This window comes from Phyllobacterium sp. SL163 (assembly GCF_049896885.1).
Taxonomy (GTDB): Bacteria; Pseudomonadota; Alphaproteobacteria; order Rhizobiales; family Rhizobiaceae; genus Phyllobacterium; species Phyllobacterium calauticae.
The window spans coordinates 131,051-148,615 of sequence record NZ_JAFCVE010000009.1 but is presented as its reverse complement, the minus strand read 5'-3'; the positions used below and the strand labels follow the sequence as shown (position 1 = coordinate 148,615).

At 60.5% G+C, this 17,565-nt stretch carries 18 protein-coding genes; 10 read left to right on the top strand and 8 right to left on the bottom strand.

The annotated features are described in order from the left end of the window. Positions 1 to 42: 42 nt before the first annotated feature. Together ACP7B1_RS20240 and ACP7B1_RS20235 are read right to left on the bottom strand one after the other, a co-directional pair. Complete coding sequence (locus ACP7B1_RS20240) at positions 43 to 459, bottom strand: hypothetical protein (protein ID WP_346306514.1); 417 nt, start codon at positions 457 to 459, stop codon at positions 43 to 45. Positions 460 to 676: 217 nt separating this feature from the next. Continuing rightward, the gene (locus tag ACP7B1_RS20235) at positions 677 to 1,768 is read right to left on the bottom strand and encodes a citrate synthase/methylcitrate synthase (RefSeq protein ID WP_346306513.1); all 1,092 of its coding nucleotides are present in this window, start codon (positions 1,766 to 1,768) and stop codon (positions 677 to 679) included. Positions 1,769 to 1,855: 87 nt separating this feature from the next. On the opposite strand from ACP7B1_RS20235, the gene ACP7B1_RS20230 reads away from it, so the two are divergent. The 3 genes from ACP7B1_RS20230 to ACP7B1_RS20220 all read left to right on the top strand — a co-directional run bounded on the left by ACP7B1_RS20230 (position 1,856) and on the right by ACP7B1_RS20220 (position 4,865). Next, positions 1,856 to 3,004, top strand: coding sequence for a citrate synthase (locus ACP7B1_RS20230; protein ID WP_346306512.1), 1,149 nt, complete (start codon positions 1,856 to 1,858; stop codon positions 3,002 to 3,004). Between the two features lie 137 nt (positions 3,005 to 3,141). Then, positions 3,142 to 3,552, top strand: coding sequence for a YciI family protein (locus tag ACP7B1_RS20225; RefSeq protein WP_223611504.1), 411 nt, complete (start codon positions 3,142 to 3,144; stop codon positions 3,550 to 3,552). A 53-nt stretch (positions 3,553 to 3,605) separates the two neighbouring features. Continuing rightward, a complete protein-coding gene (locus ACP7B1_RS20220) occupies positions 3,606 to 4,865 on the top strand; it encodes an RNA polymerase sigma factor (protein WP_346306511.1) in 1,260 nt (419 codons plus the stop codon). Here the strand turns inward: ACP7B1_RS20220 and ACP7B1_RS20215 are convergent. Together ACP7B1_RS20215 and ACP7B1_RS20210 are read right to left on the bottom strand one after the other, a co-directional pair. Next, on the bottom strand, positions 4,862 to 5,326 hold the full coding sequence (locus ACP7B1_RS20215) for a GNAT family N-acetyltransferase (protein ID WP_346306510.1): 465 nt from the start codon (positions 5,324 to 5,326) through the stop codon (positions 4,862 to 4,864). The two genes, ACP7B1_RS20220 and ACP7B1_RS20215, sit on opposite strands and share 4 nt — an antisense overlap. A 70-nt stretch (positions 5,327 to 5,396) precedes the next feature. Continuing rightward, a complete protein-coding gene (locus ACP7B1_RS20210; RefSeq protein ID WP_346306509.1) occupies positions 5,397 to 6,323 on the bottom strand; it encodes an SDR family oxidoreductase in 927 nt (308 codons plus the stop codon). Between the two features lie 99 nt (positions 6,324 to 6,422). On the opposite strand from ACP7B1_RS20210, the gene ACP7B1_RS20205 reads away from it, so the two are divergent. Both ACP7B1_RS20205 and ACP7B1_RS20200 read left to right on the top strand, forming a co-directional pair. Continuing rightward, entirely contained in the window at positions 6,423 to 7,022 is a 600-nt protein-coding gene (locus ACP7B1_RS20205; protein WP_346306508.1) for a TetR/AcrR family transcriptional regulator, read from the top strand. 107 nt (positions 7,023 to 7,129) lie between these two features. Beyond that, a complete protein-coding gene (locus ACP7B1_RS20200) occupies positions 7,130 to 8,488 on the top strand; it encodes an esterase-like activity of phytase family protein (protein WP_346306507.1) in 1,359 nt (452 codons plus the stop codon). A 44-nt stretch (positions 8,489 to 8,532) separates the two neighbouring features. Here ACP7B1_RS20200 and ACP7B1_RS20195 read toward each other — a convergent pair whose 3' ends face one another. The 3 genes from ACP7B1_RS20195 to ACP7B1_RS20185 all read right to left on the bottom strand — a co-directional run bounded on the left by ACP7B1_RS20195 (position 8,533) and on the right by ACP7B1_RS20185 (position 10,878). Continuing rightward, the gene (locus tag ACP7B1_RS20195) at positions 8,533 to 9,930 is read right to left on the bottom strand and encodes an aminotransferase (RefSeq protein ID WP_346306506.1); all 1,398 of its coding nucleotides are present in this window, start codon (positions 9,928 to 9,930) and stop codon (positions 8,533 to 8,535) included. 92 nt (positions 9,931 to 10,022) lie between these two features. After that, positions 10,023 to 10,364, bottom strand: coding sequence for a hypothetical protein (locus ACP7B1_RS20190; RefSeq protein WP_346306505.1), 342 nt, complete (start codon positions 10,362 to 10,364; stop codon positions 10,023 to 10,025). Between the two features lie 385 nt (positions 10,365 to 10,749). After that, positions 10,750 to 10,878, bottom strand: a complete 129-nt coding sequence (locus ACP7B1_RS20185) for a hypothetical protein (RefSeq protein ID WP_346306504.1) — start codon at positions 10,876 to 10,878, stop codon at positions 10,750 to 10,752. A 112-nt stretch (positions 10,879 to 10,990) separates the two neighbouring features. Between ACP7B1_RS20185 and ACP7B1_RS20180 the strand changes: the two genes are divergently transcribed. Together ACP7B1_RS20180 and ACP7B1_RS20175 are read left to right on the top strand one after the other, a co-directional pair. Then, positions 10,991 to 13,420 (top strand): alkaline phosphatase family protein, encoded by a 2,430-nt coding sequence (locus tag ACP7B1_RS20180; RefSeq protein WP_346306503.1) that lies wholly within the window; start codon positions 10,991 to 10,993, stop codon positions 13,418 to 13,420. 117 nt (positions 13,421 to 13,537) lie between these two features. Continuing rightward, positions 13,538 to 14,338, top strand: a complete 801-nt coding sequence (locus tag ACP7B1_RS20175; RefSeq protein ID WP_346306502.1) for a DUF1499 domain-containing protein — start codon at positions 13,538 to 13,540, stop codon at positions 14,336 to 14,338. Here the strand turns inward: ACP7B1_RS20175 and ACP7B1_RS20170 are convergent. Then, the gene (locus ACP7B1_RS20170; RefSeq protein WP_346306501.1) at positions 14,323 to 15,228 is read right to left on the bottom strand and encodes an MBL fold metallo-hydrolase; all 906 of its coding nucleotides are present in this window, start codon (positions 15,226 to 15,228) and stop codon (positions 14,323 to 14,325) included. The genes ACP7B1_RS20175 and ACP7B1_RS20170 overlap by 16 nt on opposite strands. A 105-nt stretch (positions 15,229 to 15,333) precedes the next feature. Here ACP7B1_RS20170 and ACP7B1_RS20165 point away from each other — a divergent pair, with 105 nt between their 5' ends. The 3 genes from ACP7B1_RS20165 to ACP7B1_RS20155 all read left to right on the top strand — a co-directional run bounded on the left by ACP7B1_RS20165 (position 15,334) and on the right by ACP7B1_RS20155 (position 17,407). Beyond that, the gene (locus ACP7B1_RS20165; RefSeq protein ID WP_346306500.1) at positions 15,334 to 15,921 is read left to right on the top strand and encodes a biotin transporter BioY; all 588 of its coding nucleotides are present in this window, start codon (positions 15,334 to 15,336) and stop codon (positions 15,919 to 15,921) included. Between the two features lie 71 nt (positions 15,922 to 15,992). Continuing rightward, positions 15,993 to 16,910: an allantoinase PuuE gene (puuE, locus tag ACP7B1_RS20160; protein WP_426137219.1), complete on the top strand. Its 918-nt coding sequence runs from the start codon at positions 15,993 to 15,995 to the stop codon at positions 16,908 to 16,910. After that, positions 16,907 to 17,407, top strand: coding sequence for an ureidoglycolate lyase (locus ACP7B1_RS20155; RefSeq protein WP_346306499.1), 501 nt, complete (start codon positions 16,907 to 16,909; stop codon positions 17,405 to 17,407). The genes puuE and ACP7B1_RS20155 overlap by 4 nt, the downstream gene beginning before the upstream one ends. Positions 17,408 to 17,565 lie beyond the last annotated feature (158 nt).

The window sequence follows — 17,565 nt, the reverse complement described above, 5'->3', positions numbered from 1 at the left end:
GGCGGCTCACGGAGCCGCCTTTTTGCTGTGCATGGCCGCCGGTCAGTTTGGCCGCACGCTGGCTTCCCGGTTGCAATCACCGTCGCAGGCGTCAGGCGAAACAAACTGCATGGTGAAGACCTGGCCGCCAATGCCCTGGGCAAGTTCCGGTGACAATGTCAGCGGCGTGCAATCTTTGACGGCGGAAATGGCCGCATCGATGAATGATTTGCGCGCCGCCGCATCATTGCCCGGAAAATCGATGGCAGCCGTTCGCGGCGGGCCGATCAGCGAGCCGTCGCGCTTGAAGCTGAAACGGAGTGTCACGGTGGATTTTTGTGACCCCTCCGGCGCAGTCCAGCAGGCATGAAGCGCTTTGCCGACATCATCCATGGTGGTCAGCGGGCCGGCCATCACGGAGGGAGTGGTGGAGAGCGTCATGGCGAGTGCCAGAGACAGGCGATTGAGAAGCTGTGTCATGATCCCAGTTGCTCCTTTTGAATGTCCAAAGACGGTGCACTTGAGTCCATTGATAGAATACCACCAAAAGCCCATTTTAGTGAGTAAAAATACTATCTAAGGTTGAACATTACTGGGGTAATTGCAGTATTGTCTGGGATATCCGGGTTTAAACACGCACATGTGATGGTGGATGGCCCTTTCGGGCTGCTTCCACCATCCCATTACTTTGAAAAACCTATGCGGCCTTGATCGGGCGCGGTCCGATATACCGCGATTGCGGGCGAATCAGCCGGCCATGTTGGGTCTGCTCTCTTGCATGGGCGATCCAGCCGCCGACCCGTCCCATGGCGAAGACGCTGGTAAAGCTGTCCCTTGGAAAACCAAGCGTTTCCAGCAGTAGTGCCGTATAGAATTCCACATTGGTCTTGAGCGGGCGGTCGGGTTTGCGGCGGGCGAGGATGCGCAGGGCCGCCGCTTCGACGCTCTCCGCCAGCTTGAAGCGGCCCGCACCGTGATTGCCCGTTCCAGCCAGCCGCCGCAGCGCCTGCATCAATGCATCCGCGCGCGGGTCGCGCACCCGGTAGATGCGATGGCCGAAACCCATCAGCCGCTCGCCGTCGTCCAGTGCTCTTTCCAGCCATGCTTCGGCATTGTCCGGTGTGCCGATGGCGTCGAGCATGTCGAGAACCGGCCCCGGTGCACCGCCATGCAGCGGGCCCTTGAGCGCGCCGAATGCGGCCAGCACGGAGGACACTAGTCCCGCATGGGTGGATGCCACCACCCGAGCCGCGAATGTCGAGGCGTTCATGCCGTGATCGCTGACCGTAACGAGATAGGTATCGAGTGCGGCGGCTTCCTGCGGTGTGACAGTTCGGCCGTGCAGCATGTGCAATATATCCGCGGCGTGGCTGAGCGCGATGTCCGGCGCGACAGGTGCCTGGCCGTTCTTCAGCCGGATGACCGCCGGGGTGAACACGGCGGGAGCCGCGATCAGGCGCAGGGCGGTGGCAAGGTCATCGCCATCAGCAAATTGGGCGGTCAGCGCGCGCACCGCATCGGTGACCGGCAGTGCGAGCAAGGGCGCGGCAGCATCGGGTATCATGCGGAAAACCTCCTGACGGGCCAGGCCGATGCGCGTGCGCAGTCCGTCCGCGTCGAGCTTTTCGTCAAAGGCATCCGACAGCAGCAGCGCCAGCAATTCCTCATAGGGGACAACGCCGGCCAATTCATCCAGCGACCGGCCGCGAATGATCAATATGCCCCCCAGCCCGTCAACATCCGACAGCGTGGTTTCCGTGGCGACAACATCATCAAGACCGTTTTTCATGGCAAACTCCAGTTTTTGTTTCCGCCACAGGATGAGGTGCGCTATGATTGACGTCAATCTTGACATAAATGATCAATGTGAGGTTCCATGGCGTGGTTGACGGCATCGCAGGCTCTGGCGGCTCTTGGCGTCCAGCCGCAGACCCTTTACGCCAATGTCAGCCGGGGGCGCATTCAGGCCAAGCCCGATCCGCAGGACCCGCGCCGCAGCCTTTACAAGAGCGAGGATGTGAAACGCCTCGCCGGTCGCAAGGCCGGGCGGCGCACGGTGGCCAATGTCGCCGCCGAGGCGATCGGCTGGGGCGATCCGGTCCTGCCGTCGAGCATCTCGACCATTGCCGACGGGCGCCTGTGGTATCGCGGCAGGGATGCGTCCGTATTGGCCGCCACCTCGACACTTGAAGAGGTTGCAGCGCTGTTGTGGGAAGCGGGGGAAATCACCGCATCGCCTTCCGCCCACGATATGCCCAGGCCCGATCGCCCGCTGGAAGCAGCCATGATTGTCCTTGCCCGGCGTGCCGCAACGGACCTGCCGGCCCATGGCCGTTCGCGTGCCGTGCTGGTTGCCGAGGCATCCGGTGTCTTTGCGGACGTCGTTGCCGCCATGCTTGGCACCGGCAGCGCCGCCAATCACGCCGTTCACATCCGACTGGCCCATGCCTGGAATGCGCCGGAAGCGGAAGACTGCATCCGCCGGGCGCTGGTTCTGCTGGCCGATCATGAGCTCAATGCCTCGACCTTTGCGGCCCGCGTCGCCGCCTCGACCGGAGCGCCGCTGTCGGCCGGCATGCTCGCCGGCCTTGCCGCGTTGACCGGGCCGCTGCATGGCGAGGCCTATCTCAGCGTGCAGGCGCTGGTCCGGACCGCACAGGCCACCGGCGCAGGTTTTGCGATACGCGAACTGCTGGCCCAGGGCAGGGCCATTCCTGCCTTCGGCCACCCGCTCTATCCCCATGGCGACCGGCGCGCCGCGGCGCTGCTGGCACAGTTCGAACCGGGCGCCATCTATCGGCAGATTCGCGAAACGGCAGAGATGCTGACCGGCGAGCAGCCCAATATTGATTTTGCCCTTGCCGCCATGACGGATGGCTTTGGTCTGCCTCCGTCGGCACCCGTCATTCTCTTCGCCATTGCCCGCTCCGTCGGCTGGATTGCGCATATTCTGGAACAACAGTCGATGAACCAGCTGATCCGCCCGCGTGCCCGTTACACCGGCCCGCCCCTGTCCCTGTCCTGAACCCGGCAATCGCCCATGAAAAAATTCAGGCGATATGTCGATACCGGTAAATCCCGCGCGTCGTGTCATCGGAGCGCGGGTTTACCAACGACCGGACCATCCGGCCGCCCGGCATCCGAACCGAAGGAGAAACGACAATGCGATTCATGATTCTGGTGAAGGCAACCAAAGATTCGGAAGCCGGTGTTATGCCGCCGGAGGAACTCTTCAGCGCCATGGCCGATTATCACGAACAGCTGGCGAAAGCCGGGGCGCTGCTGGACGCCAATGGCCTTCAACCCACCGCAAAGGGCTGGAAAATCCGGTATTCCGGCGGCAAGCGGACCGTGATCGACGGGCCGTTCGCCGAGGCCAAGGAACTGGTGGCAGGTTATACCATCATTCAGGTGAAGACACGTGAGGAGGCGATTGAATGGGCCAACCGGTTTCCCAACCCGCATCCGGACGGCGGCGAGATCGAAATCCGGCAGATGTTCGAACTCGAAGATTTCGGCGAATTCGAAGCCATCGACCGCTTTCGCGACATGGGCGCCGGCCAGAACAAGTAAGCCGCACGTCGCGATCTTGCGCGACGGCCTCGAAGGTGATGTGATCGGCCCTTATGACGACCGCCGCCGAAACCCATCGTGCCATCGAAACCGTGTGGAAAATCGAGCAGGCCCGGATCATTGCCGGGCTTGCGCGCATTGTCAGAGACGTCGGGCTTGCCGAAGAACTGGCGCAGGAGGCACTGATCGCCGCACTGCGCCACTGGCCATCGGAGGGTATCCCGCGCAATCCCGCCGCATGGCTGATGGTCACCGGCAAACGCCGGGCCATCGATCATTTCCGCCGCACCAAGATGCTGAAGCGCAAGCACGGGCAGTTAGGCTATGACGCGGAAATCGAACAGGCCGCCATGCCGGATTTCGATACGGCACTGGACGACGACATCGGCGACGACATGCTCAGCCTCATCTTCACCGCCTGCCACCCCGTGCTATCGGCCGAGGCGCGCACGGCGCTGACGCTGCGCATGATTGGCGGGTTGACGACGGAGGAGATCGCCCGCGCCTTCCTGACACCTGAAGCCACCGTTGCCCAGCGCATCGTCCGGGCCAAACGCACGCTGTCGGAGGCGAATATTCCCTTCGAGGTGCCGCGCGGCAAGGACCGCACGGAGCGTCTCGCCTCGGTGCTTGCCGTGCTCTACCTGATTTTCAACGAGGGCTATTCGGCCACCGCGGGAGATGATTGGATCAGGCCGCAACTGGCACAGGAAGCCATGCGGCTCGGGCGTATCCTTGCTGATCTGATGCCGGATGAACCGGAGGTGCACGGGTTGATCGCGCTCATGGAAATTCAGGCCTCGCGCTTTGCCGCGCGGGTCGGGCCGTCGGGCGAACCGGTCCTGCTGTTCGACCAGAACCGCGCGCACTGGGACCATCTGCTGATCAGGCGCGGGTTGGCGGCACTGGAGCGGGCCGAAAGGCTGGGCACCGTCTACGGCCCCTATGGCCTGCAGGCGGCCATCGCCGCCTGCCATGCACGGGCGCGAACCGCCGAGGAAACCGACTGGGTCCGGATCGCCGCGCTCTACGAGCAGCTGGCAAAGCTCATGCCATCGCCTGTCGTCGAGCTCAATCGGGCGGTAGCGCTTTCCATGGCTTTCGGTCCGCAAGCCGGGCTCGACCTTATTGACCAACTGACGGGCGAGCCGTCCCTGCAGGCCTATCATCTCCTGCCAAGCATTCGCGGCGACCTCCTGCTGAAACTCAATCGGCCGGATGAAGCGCGGGCTGAGTTCGAGCGGGCCGCAAGTCTCACGCGCAATGCCCGCGAGCGCACAATCCTCCTGGAGCGCGCGGCTTCCTGTGCCTAGCGCTGCAATGAGAGCTTCATGCCCTCATGGCTGGCGACAAATCCCAGCGCTTCGTAGAAACGCGCCGCGTCGGGCCGCGTCTTGTCGGTGGTAAGCTGCACCAGCCCGCACTGGCGTTGCCGGCAGGCGTCGATGGCCCATTCAAACATGCGGCGGCCAAGCCCGCCGCGCCGGTGCGTTTCGGCAATCCGCACGCTTTCGATCTGCCCGCGCCACATGCCGGTGCGCGATAATCCGGGGATGAAGGTGATCTGGGCGCAGCCGACAACCTGTCCTCCGTCTGCCGCCACGACCAGAAGCTGGTTCGGGTCGCTGTCGATGGCGGCAAAGGCCGAGCGGTAACGCGCATCGACCGGATCGGAGATCACCTCGCGCTGGCTGCCGAGCGGATCATCGGCCAGAAGCGCGACAATGGTGGGGAGATCGGCGCTGGTGGCCTTGCGGATGAGGGGTTCGGTCAACACTGGTCTCCTAGCTGAAAACGATTGCACGAACCACGCACCACGTGTTGGCAATCCGCTTTAATACATCTCATTCCACAGTATCAAATCCAACCCCTGTCAGATGCTCCGACATATCCCACAGCTTCCCCGCCACGGTGGTATCTTTGGCCTGGGGCATGACCTTGGCCGGTTCTGGTGGTCCCTTCAGTTCATAGAACCAGTTCGGGCCGTAGTAGCCGCTGCCGGTTGCGGCAGGAGAGGTGGCGGCGAACAGCGTCGGCAGCGAACCGTCGGCAGCGGAATGACTGGCAAAGGGTTGCATCAGCATGCTGACCCTGGGTAGGAGCCCGCTTGTGCCGGGGCCATTGGAGATAAGTTCGGTACGGGCATAGCCGGGGTGCGCCGCATTGCTCATCAGGCCCCACCCGGCGGTATCGCTGCGGCGTTGCAACTCGAAAGCGAACATCAGCATTGCCAGTTTCGACTGGCAATAGGCCGGCCACGGCTTGTAGGTCCTTTGCCATTGCAGATCGTCGAAATGAATTTTGCCGCTGCGATGGGCAAGGCTGCTCAGATTGACCACGCGCGGCCGGTCCCCTCTGATCAGCAGGGACAGCAAATGTGCCGTGAGAGCGAAATGACCGAGATAATTCGTACCGAACTGCAACTCAAAGCCGTCGCCGGTCGCCTGCCGGGTGGGCGGTGTCATCACGCCAGCATTGTTGATCAGCAGGTCCAGGCTTTGACGCTGCTCCCGCATACGGTCGCCGAAGGAGCGCACCGATGCGAGGCTGGCAAGGTCGAGTTCCTCGAAACGGATGTCCGCGCCAGAAACAGCGGCCTTGATCTGCGCCACCGCTGCAGCGCCCTTCTTGCCGTTGCGGCCGGCAAGAATGATCTCCCCGCCTGCGCGGGCGAGGGCCAGTGCCGTTTCGTAGCCAAGGCCACCGGTACCGGTGACAATGGCGGAGCGGCCACGCTGTGAGGGAATATCCGAAAAAGTCCAGTCTGCCATGATGCGCACTCGCGTTGATGATCGTAGGCATTAAATATGCACTCAGTGCAAATTTGCAAGTAGGGCAATTATTTGGCATAAGATGCGCCGGAGACAGACATGACGGACACCCTATCAACCCAAGAAGGATTGCGGGCACGCAAGCGGCGTGAGACTCGCCAGCGCATCGCCGAAGCGGGACTGCGCCTGTTCCTGAAAGACGGTTTCGAGGCCACGACGCTGGATGCCATCGCGGCGGCCGCTGATATTTCACGCCGGACGTTTTTCCATTATTTCAGCTCCAAGGAAGAGGTCGTCAACGCGTTCGAAAGCAGCACCGATGAGGCATTCCGGGCGGCCATTGCAGACGAGCCTCTTAATGAAGCGCCGCTCGATGTCGTCCGCAACGCCTTTCTCAAGGTCATAGCGAGCTACGAAACCAAACAGGCGATCGCCATCGACGGCCTGTTGCGCTCGACTGAGGCTTTGTGTGCCCGCAAGCAAGCCAATTATCAGCGCAAGGAGCAGATGCTGTTCGACGCGTTGAGCGAGCGCTGGCCGGAACCGGAGAGGCGGGCGGGCCTGCGGCTGGTGGCCATGGTCAGCGTCGGCGCGCTGCGGCTGGCGGCGGAAACGTGGAGCGCCGAGCAGGGGCGACGTCCTCTGGCGGACTATCTGCAAGAGGCATTTCACGGTTTGCGAACCGAAATCGCCACCTGACCAATCCGGCAGCGTCACCAAAACTTCACGCAACAGTCAAACGGCAGAGATGCGCGGCACCTATTCCTGCGGGCTCGATCCACGCACTCGAACCTCAGGTGAACCCCATGCGACCCCTCTTTGCCGCTCTGCTCTGCGCTTCCATTCTGGTTCCTGCCTCGGCACTCGCCGCGGATCAGGAATTCAAGGCGAAACTCGTCTCCCATGCCATCCTGCCGGCCAACACGATCATCAAGGCACCGGATGATGCGCCGGAACACCTGAAGACCTCGGGCAAGTTCACCACCGCCGACCGCAAGCGGGCGGAAGGTCTGGCGACCGTTCCCGGCAAGGACGGCGTGCGGCTGACCGGCCTTAGCCTGCCGTTTGACGGCCAGCCGGTACAGGGCTTTTCCGGTATCAAGGCGGTCGGTGACGGCACCTACTGGTCGCTCTCCGACAACGGCTTCGGCACCAAGCTGAATTCGCCCGATGCCATGCTCATGCTGCATCACCTCGCTTTCGATTGGGACAAAGGCACGGTCGAGCGCAAGGAAACCGTGTTTCTGCGCGACCCGGACAAGAAAATCCCGTTCCCGATCGTCATGGAAGGCAGCGATACCCGCTATCTCACTGGCAGTGATCTTGATGTCGAATCGATCCAGCCTGTCGCCGACGGCTTCTGGATCGGCGAAGAGTTCGGCCCTTATCTCGTCAAGGTGACCCGCGACGGCAAGGTCACCGACGTCGTCGCCACCAAGGTCGGTGATCGCGCCGTCCGTTCGCCCGACAATCCGGCCATCACCCTGCCGGCCAATCCGACGCTGAAGAACCCGGCATTCAACCTCAAGCGTTCCGGCGGCTTTGAAGGGCTGGCGCAGTCAAAGGACGGCAAGAAACTCTACGGCCTGCTCGAAGGCCCGCTGTTCGGCGATGACGGCGTGGTGGAAAAGGTTGACGGCCAGCCGGCGCTGCGCGTCATCGAATTCGATGTCGCATCGAAGAACTGGACAGGCCGCAGCTGGCTCTATCCGCTGGCACCGGGCGGCGAGGCGATCGGCGATTTCAACATGATCGACGACACGACGGCGCTGGTGATCGAGCGCGACAATGGTGCGGGCACCGCGGCCAAGGCCTGTGCCGACCCGAAGACGCCCAAGCCCGATTGTTTCGATGTACCGTCCAAGGTCAAGCGCATCTACAAGATCGAAATGACCGACCAGAATGTGGGCGCTGCCGTGCGCAAGATCGGCTACATCGATCTTCTGAACATTGCTGATCCTGACAACAGGAAGCGCCAGGGCGGCGGCGAGGGCTTTTACGACATGCCGTTCGTCACCATCGAGAATGTTGACGTCGTCGATGCCAGCCACATCATCGTCGGCAACGACAACAACCTGCCGTTCTCGGCCGGACGTGCCGTCGACAAAGCCGATGACAATGAATTCGTCCTGCTGGAAGTCGGCGATTTCCTCAAGGCACGCTGAACCGTATAGGGGCGGCGCAAGCCGCCCCGTCTCTTTTTGAGAAATTAGCTTATCGCGCGCAGATTGTTCTTCGCGACGTGCTCTTCCGTATCGGCCAATGCCAGCTCAAAGCGGTTGAAGAGCTCGTTCAGCTCCGCTTCCGTGATGATCATCGGCGGGCAGAAGGCGATGGAATCGCCGATGGCGCGCAGCACCGCGCCGTGACCTTCGAGGAAACGGGCGAGCTGTGCGCCGACGCCGTGTTTCGGATCGAAGGAACGTTTGGTTGCCTTGTCGGCCACCAGTTCCACCGCACCCATCAGGCCGGAATTGCGCACTTCGCCGACGAGCGGATGATCGACGACCTTTTTCAGGCGTGCTTCGAAGGTCGGCGTCAGGCTGCGCACATAGTCGACGATGTTGCGGCGCTGGTAGATCTCGATGGCCTTGACCCCGAGCGCGCAGCCCAAGGGATGGCCGCCATAGGTGAAACCGTGGCCGAACGTGCCGATCTGGGCGCTGTGATCCACATACGCCTGGTAGACGTCTTCGGGAACCAGCACGGCGCCGAGCGGTGCATAGGCCGACGTCAGCTGCTTGGCCGCCGAGATGGTGGTCGGCGTCATGCCGACGGCCTGGCTGCCCCACCAGTGGCCGGTGCGGCCAAAACCGTTGATGACCTCATCGGCAATGATCAGAATATCGTGCTCGCGCAGGATCGGCTCGATGGCGGCAAAATAGCCCGATGGCGGCACCAGCACGCCGCCTGCACCCATCACCGGCTCGGCGATGAAGGCAGCGATGGTGTCGGGGCCTTCGCGTTCAATCATGTCGCGCAGCGAATCGGCAAGACGCGCCACGAATTCCGCCTCGCTCTCGCCCGCCTGGCCGAAACGGTAGTAATGCGGGCAGTCGGTGTGCAAGATGCCTTCCACCGGCAGATCCCAGCCCTTGTGGTTATAGGGCAGGCCGGTCAGCGACGCGGCCATGATGGTTACGCCGTGATAGGCCTTGACGCGTGAGATGATCTTTTTCTTCTTCGGGCGGCCCAGCGCGTTGTTGTAGTACCAGGCGAGCTTGACCTGCGTGTCATTGGCTTCGGAACCCGACGAGGTATAGAAAACCTTGGAGATCGGAACGGGCGCGATTTCCTTGAGCTTTTCGGCAAGCTCGATCGCCGGTTCCATGCCCTTGCCACCGAAGAGGTGGTAGTAGGGCAGGGTGCGCAGCTGCTCGGTCGCAGCGTCGATCATTTCCTCGTCGCCGAAGCCGAGACCGGCGCACCACAGGCCCGCCATGCCCTCGATATATTCCTTGCCCTGCGTGTCATAGATATAGACCCCCTTGGCATGGCCCATCACCAGCGGTCCTTGATCCTGCAATTTATGGAGGGGGGTATAGGGATGCAGGATCGAATCGATATCGCGCTGCTGGACATTTGTAAGGGGGCGGCTGCTCGCCATTTCATGACTCCATTTTGATGGGATGGCGCGAGCTTAGCCAGACTTGCCGGAAAGAGCAAAGCGGCTTCCAAAAGAAAACGTCGCCTGCGTCATTATTCCGGGCGAAGGCCCTTCATCACGGCCGCATAATCCTTGCCGAGCCGGGTGAGCAGCGTGGTTTCATCATCTTCGGCCGAAACGGTGAGGCTGGTGCCGTCATTGCCGAGCATGACGAAAACGAGCTGGTCGACGGCACCGTCCGACAAGGAAATGGCGGCAATGCGCTGCTGGTCGCCGTCTTCCGGCGCGCGAATGTTGAAAACAACCTCCCCGCCGACCAGGGCCGCGGCCTTCTGCAAAACGCCTTCGAAACCGTCGGCAACAATATCCTGTGCGCCAAGCGCCAGTTCGATCTCGACAACTTCAAGCGAAACCGCTTTGCCAGTCTCAGGCATTCTATCCGGCCTCGTCATTTTGCGTTGTAAAAGCGGCTTGCTTGCCCGCCTTCTATCCTGCCCTGAATCACCGGGGCGATGATGTCAGCTATGTGACAGCCGATCTACTCATAAAGTGTAAACGGTTGAGATGGTTCGGTGGCGGGCAGATGCCGCCCTGCGCCGGGTTGCAGGTGATTGCGTCATCAGAGCTTCATACATCGCGGGCATTCATGTGCCGTTGCCATATTCAAACTCAAAAACCGATTTCATTTTTTAGACACTGCATTTTCAGTCACGCATTCATTAACCGGAGGGGATTTTGAAACCTCGACTTTTTCTATTGCTCCCATTGCTTTTTCTCGCCGCGTGTTCCGATACGGGACAACCCGAACCAAGTATCGTCTCAGCATCGACATTTGACGCGGCACAGTTCGACGAACTGAAGGGCCAGATTGCTGCGCTTGCCAACCAGAACGCCGGTTTTGCCGCGGATGCAGCCGAAATGAGGCGGCTTCAGGATGAGATCAACCATCTGAAAGCTGCCGAATCTGCTCGCTTGCAGCCTGCTGCCGAGGTTTGTCAGTAAGGCGTTCGATCCAAAAAAAGATAGTTATTTCAATATTTTATTATTTCAGGAAGCTACTATGGACAGACGCGATTTTATCAAGATGCTCGGTATCGCCGGCGTCAACACCGCCGCCTATGCCGCATGTTCGGCCTATATGCAGGAGGCTTTAGCCAGTTCGACTGTTGTGGAAGACATGCTGAGCGCTTCGGCGCAGTGCCGGAAAGGCTCTCTGGCGGATATCGAGCATGTGGTCATTCTGATGCAGGAGAACAGGTCCTTCGACCATTACTTCGGCACATTGCGCGGTGTGAGGGGTTTCGGCGATCCGCGGCCGCTGAAATTGAAGAATGGGGAACCGGTCTGGCACCAGGCGCAGTCGGATAGTTCGGCGCAAATGGTAAAGCCGTATCAGCTGCCGCAAGGTGATACGCCGGACGAGGAGGGTGGCGCGGGCGGTGTCTTCCTGCAAGACCCTGCCCATGACTACAAGTCGGGCATAGCCGCGTGGAACAGCGGCCTCATGGACCAATGGATACCGCAAAAGGGTATTGTATCGATGGCCCACTACAGCGAAAAGGATATTCCGCTGTATTTCAAGCTGGCCAAAGCGTTCACGATCTGTGACGCCTATTTCTGTTCGCACAATGGCGCGACGGATACCAATCGCGTCTTCTTCTGGACCGGAACCAGCAAAGGCCGCTACGATAACAGCCATTTTCCCTTCGGTACGCCGCACAAGGTGCTGGGACGACCTGATTGGAAGGCCTATCCGGAAGTATTGGAAGACACGCTCAAAAACCTTGAATCGCGCGCACCGAAGGTGAGGCAGGAACTGGAAAAATGCCTGAGCTGGAAGTTTTATCAGGATGGTTTGGGGAGCGATGTATTTACGGGAAACTACGACAATAATACCCTGGAAGCCTTTGCAAATTTTCGCATTAAAAACACATCGCTCCATGAGAAAAGTCAGAGAGTAAACTCTGTCTTGCGGACAGATGCCAACAAACCGTCGCAGTTCGAGCAGGACGTTGCTTCGGGTAGTTTACCCGCTGTTTCATGGATCATCGCGCCGGAAGCGTTTTCCGAGCACCCCAAATACCCCCCGCATTTCGGCGAGTATTATGTGAATGAGATACTGCGCGTGTTCGCTGCCAACAAGGACATCTGGAAAAAGACAGCGTTCTTCATAACCTATGACGAGAATGGCGGTTTTTTCGATCATGTCCCGCCACCCGTGCCGCCTTTAAGTCATTTCGAAGCCATGGCGATGCAGGGCACGCCCGTAAATGTTTTGTCGGAGGGCATAATGGTCACCTCGACAAGATTGAACAACGAAACAGGAAAAGAAGAAGGGCGTGATTTCAATTCGGAAAATGCATTCAAGGAAAAGCTGGTCGATAAAGAAACAAGCGATGAAAAGCAGGAACGTGAAGCTGCACGGCCTCTGGGGATGGGTATGCGTGTCCCGATGCTGGTCATTTCTCCATGGAGCGCCGGCGGGCGTGTTTGTTCCGAGGTATTCGATCACACCTCGTTCATTTCATTCCTCGACACGTGGATAGAAAAACGATTTGCGGCAAAGGGAGAATATTTCAAACGGCCCAGCCTTCCGAACGTCTCTTCCTGGAGAAGGGCAATCGCCGGTGATCTGACAAGCGCATTCGACTTTAACCGCGAGGCCGCCGCAGCAATCGACACACTGATCGATAAAGCGTTGCCGGTGAAAATTTTTACCAGCAGTGAAAAAACCAACGCCAAGAAAAATGCCGATAATCCACTCAAACCCAAGATCGAGCATGTCAATGCCGATCCCAATGCAAAAAATCCGGTTACAGTGAAGCAAGATCGGACACAGTGCGATCTGTTGCCGCTTGGTTACGATTTTCAGGTCAATTTTAAGTTTCCCCTTATGCCTCCCTACGCAGAGTGTGTTTTTACAAACTCGGGCAAGCTGGGTGCGTCGTTTATGCTTTACGGCTATGAGGCGCAAACATTGCCGCAACCCCAATCCATAAGTGTGGAAGGAATACCGCCCGGCGATCCGGAGTTCACCCTTTCTTACCCGCTGCTTTCTCTCTCTACTAACCCGAACTATCACTTTGCCGTACACGGGCCCAACGGCTATCTGGTTGAAGCCCGCGGAATGGCGATTGATCCCACGGAGGCGGCCCTCTCTTTCAACTGCCATGTCGTTCCCGATAAAGAGGGCAAAATACTCAGTTTTCACTTCCGAAATTGGCCCACTGCCAACGGAGAACTGAAACTTATCAACGCCTACGATTCCAAAGAAGCACCCAAGCGTATTTTCAGTGGCACCAAGCGCGTTGACGTCGCCACCAAAGACGGCTGGTACGATGTTTCCTTCGTCGATGCGGTGAACACGGACAGCAAATATCTGCGGCGCTATGCCGGCCACATTGAAACCGGCAAAATGAGCCGGACCGATCCGGCCATCGGGATGATCTACGACGAGGCAGCGCGGGTCTATATCCCGGCTGTGGTCTAGCGGGCAGGGGCCTTGGCAACGGCAGGCGCCACGAGGCCTGCCGTTCCAATGCTTGTCTCACCGGGGAAATACGGTTAGCTGTTCATGTCCGTCACAGACCAGCCATATCGGGATTCCATGCGACACCACATCCGACGCCGCCAATCGATTTCCGCCAAATGGTCGGTGCGGATCGCGTTCCTGTCGGCCATCCTGTTTGTCCTGTCCGGCCTCGGGCACCGCTTCGAGCGGATCGAAACCCCCGAGTTTCTCTGGCTGCTCGCCATCGTGGCGGGCCTCGCGGTGCTGGCGCTGCTGCTCGGCATCAAGGGATTCACCAGCCTGTGGCGCCGCGGCGACCGCGGCGGCCCGTCCGCCTTCTGGGGCGCGGTAATCGCGCTGGTGGTCCTCGGGCCCTTTGTCGTGACGGTCTATCAGGCGATGACCCTGCCGGCGATCTATGACGTGTCGACCGACGTCACCGAGCCTCCGGCGCTGTTTGCCCTGGCCGGTCAACGGACGGACCGCATGAACCCGCTGGTCAACGATCCGCACAGCCGTGCCCTGCAGGCCAAGGCCTATCCCGAAGTGACGGGCCGGCGCTACGAAGGCTCGCCGGACCGCATTCTCGATGCCGCCGTGACGGTGATCACCAACAATGGCTGGACCATCATCGATCAGAAGGGCGTGCCCGGCGACGACGAGGAAATACTGATGGAAGTCGTGGCGCGGACCTGGCTGCTGGGCTTCACCAGCGACGTCGTCATCCGCCTGAGCGACGAGGGCGAGACCACCTATGTCGATATGCGATCGGTCTCGCGCTACGGCATTCACGATCTCGGCGAAAATGCCGGCCGCATCGCCCAGTTCATGGCTGACCTCGATGCGCAGGTGCAGAATGCGCAGCCGGAGGAAGACACCACTCAGCCGGCCCAGTAGACGCCGTCGATGGAGGGGTTGCCTTCCGTATGCACCTTGCCGCGGGCAACGAGATCTTCCAGATGGGCAAGCACCGACAGCCCCGCCGCGCCGTGCAGGCGCGGGTCGGTTTCCCGGTAGATGACCTTGACCATGGCGGCGATCGTGCGGTCGCCCAGCTTGACCCGTTCGAGCACGGCGCGCTCGCGCATCTTGCGGTGGGCTTTCAGGCCGCGCACAAAAGTTTTCGGCTTGGTCACCGCACCGCCATGGCCGGGAAGATAGACCCGGTCATGCCGCTCGAGGAGCCGGTCGAGCGAAGCCATGTAGTCCGACATCGAGCCATCGGGCGGCGCCACGATGGATGTGGCCCAGGCCATCACATGGTCGGCGGAAAACAGGATGTCCGTTCCCTCAAGCCCGAACACCACGTGGTTGGCCGTATGGCCGGGCGTATGAATGGTGCGCAGGGCCCAGCCATCGCCTGCAATGACGGAATTGTCGGCGGCGGCGATATCCGGCATGAAATCATAATCGCCGCTGGCATCGAGCAGGTTGACCTCGCCGATATGCAGCGGCCGGGCCGGGCGGTGCGGGCCTTCCGCCACTAGCGTCGCGCCAAGCTCGGCTTTCAGCACCGTTGCGAGCGGCGAATGGTCCCGGTGCGTGTGGCTGACAAAGATATGGCTGACCGGCCGCCCGGCGATGGCGCGCCGCAATGCCGCGTGGTGTGCATCGTCAACCGGGCCCGGATCGATCAGCGCCAGCGTATCGCGGCCGATCAGATAACTGTTGGTGCCGAAAAAGGTGAAGGGGCTGGGATTGTTGACCGTGATGCGCTTGATATCAGGCGCAATCTCGACGGCTTCGCCATAATGCGGCGCAAAAGAACTGTCGAAAACGAGGGACATGGGGGTGTGCGGACCTTGTGTATGGCCTTGCGCATATTGCGCTGCGGCGTCATCCCCAATATACCCTTTTCAACGCATGGCGAAAGCCGATCCGGAGGATAGAACATGATTGCTGCCCAGACCCGTTCCCTTGCTGAAACCTTCCAGCCGGAAGGCCAGCTTGCCAAAGCCGTATGGTTTGTCTCGCTTGCCCTTGTCGGCACGGCGCTGATGACCCTTGCGGCGAAGACCAAGATCGACATGGTTTTCGTCAATGTCACCATGCAGACCTTCGCCGTTTTCGCCATTGCCGCCGCCTATGGCTCGCGTCTGGCCGTGGCCACCATGGCGCTTTACCTGCTCGAAGGTGCGCTCGGCATGCCGGTTTTCACCGGAACGCCGGAAAAGGGCATCGGCCTTGCCTATATGGTCGGCACCACGGGCGGCTACCTCGTCGCCTATCTCGCCGCCGCCTGGGTTGTCGGTCTTGCCGCTGACAAGGGCTTTGCCCGCAACCCCGTTGCCATGGGCGTTGCCATGCTCGCCGGTGAGGCGATCATCCTCAGCCTCGGCTTCCTCTGGATGGCTTACCTGCTCGGCTTCGAGAAGGCGTTTGCCTTCGGCGTCGGCCCGTTCATCGTTGCCGATATCCTGAAGCTGGCGCTGGCCGCCGCCATTGTCCCGGCCGTCGGCTCGCTGCTCAAGCGCCGCTGATTCCTGCTCTTTGCACCCCCTCTGTCCTGCCGGATGGAGGGGGGCCGCATTGTCTGTTGGAGAGGCACTCCGTGTCCGATTACCCCCGCGATCTCATCGGCTTCGGCCGCAATACCCCAGACCCGAAATGGCCGGGCCATGCCCGCATCGCCGTGCAGTTCGTGATCAATTACGAGGAGGGTGGCGAAAGCTGCATCCTCGACAATGATCCGGCGTCGGAAAACCTGCTCTCGGAAATCGTCGGTGCGGCGGCGTGGCCGGGACAGCGCAATCTCAACATGGAATCCATCTATGAATACGGCTCCCGTGCCGGCTTCTGGCGGCTGTGGCGCATCTTTACCCGCCGCAACCTGCCGGTCACGGTCTACGGCGTGACGCTGGCCATGGCGCGCAACCCGGAAGCAGTGGCCGCCATGCAGGAAGCCGATTGGGAAATCGCCAGCCACGGCCTGCGCTGGCTGGAGTACAAGGATTTTCCGGAAGACATCGAGCGCCAGCACATTCTTGAAGCCGTGCGGCTGCACACCGAAATCACCGGCACGCGCCCGCTTGGCATCTATCAGGGCAAGCCCTCGGACAACACGCTGAAGATCGTCATGGAGGAGGGCGGTTTCGTCTATTCCGCTGACAGCTATGCCGATGAACTGCCCTATTGGGTGAAAGGGCCGAAGGGTCCGCATCTGATTGTTCCCTATACGCTCGATGCCAACGACATGCGGTTTGCCACGCCGCAGGGTTTCAACACCGGCGACCAGTTTTTCACCTATCTCAAGGACACGTTCGACGTGCTCTACCGGGAAGGGCAGGAAGGCGCAGCCAAGATGATGTCCGTCGGCCTGCATTGCCGTCTTGTCGGACGCCCCGGACGGGCGGCGGCGCTGGAGCGGTTCCTGGATTATGTGCAGGGGCACGAGGCAGCCTGGGTGACGCGCCGCATCGATATCGCGCGCCACTGGCATGAGCATCATCGCCCGGACAGTGCCGTATGACCATCCTTCTGCTTGCTGTCCAGCCGCTGACCCGCGCGGCGTTCGAACCCTTTGGCGATGTGATCGAAACCGAGGGTGCCGACGTACGCCTGATCAACAATGGCACCACGCAGCGTTTTCACGATCTGGCCCATGTCGATGTGACTGGGGCGGAGGCCCGGGTTCTGATCAATATTTTTCGTGGACAGGCTTTCGCACCGCCCATCGACATCGCGATGCTCGAGCGCCATCCGCTGGGCAGCCAGGCTTTCTATCCGCTGCAGGACCGGCCGTTTCTCATCGTCGTGGCGGAAGACGATGCGGGCCGTCCGGGCCAGCCGAGAGCGTTCCTGGCACAGGGCAATCAGGGCGTCAATTACGGCCGCAATGTCTGGCATCACCCGTTGATTTCGCTGGAAGCGGCGTCGGATTTCCTCGTGGTCGATCGCGGCGGTACAGGGGACAATCTGGAAGAGTTTTTCTTCGGGGATGTGGTTTATCGGATCGAAACGGTCTGAATCGCAGATAGGCGGTGCGTGGTTCGACAAGCTCACCATGAGGGAGAGTGAGGATTGCAGGGAGCTATATTCTGCAACCTTTGCGATTGGCATTGCAGCCAAACCACGTCCCTCATGGTGAGCTTGTCGAACCACGCACCAAGACACCACGAACTTCC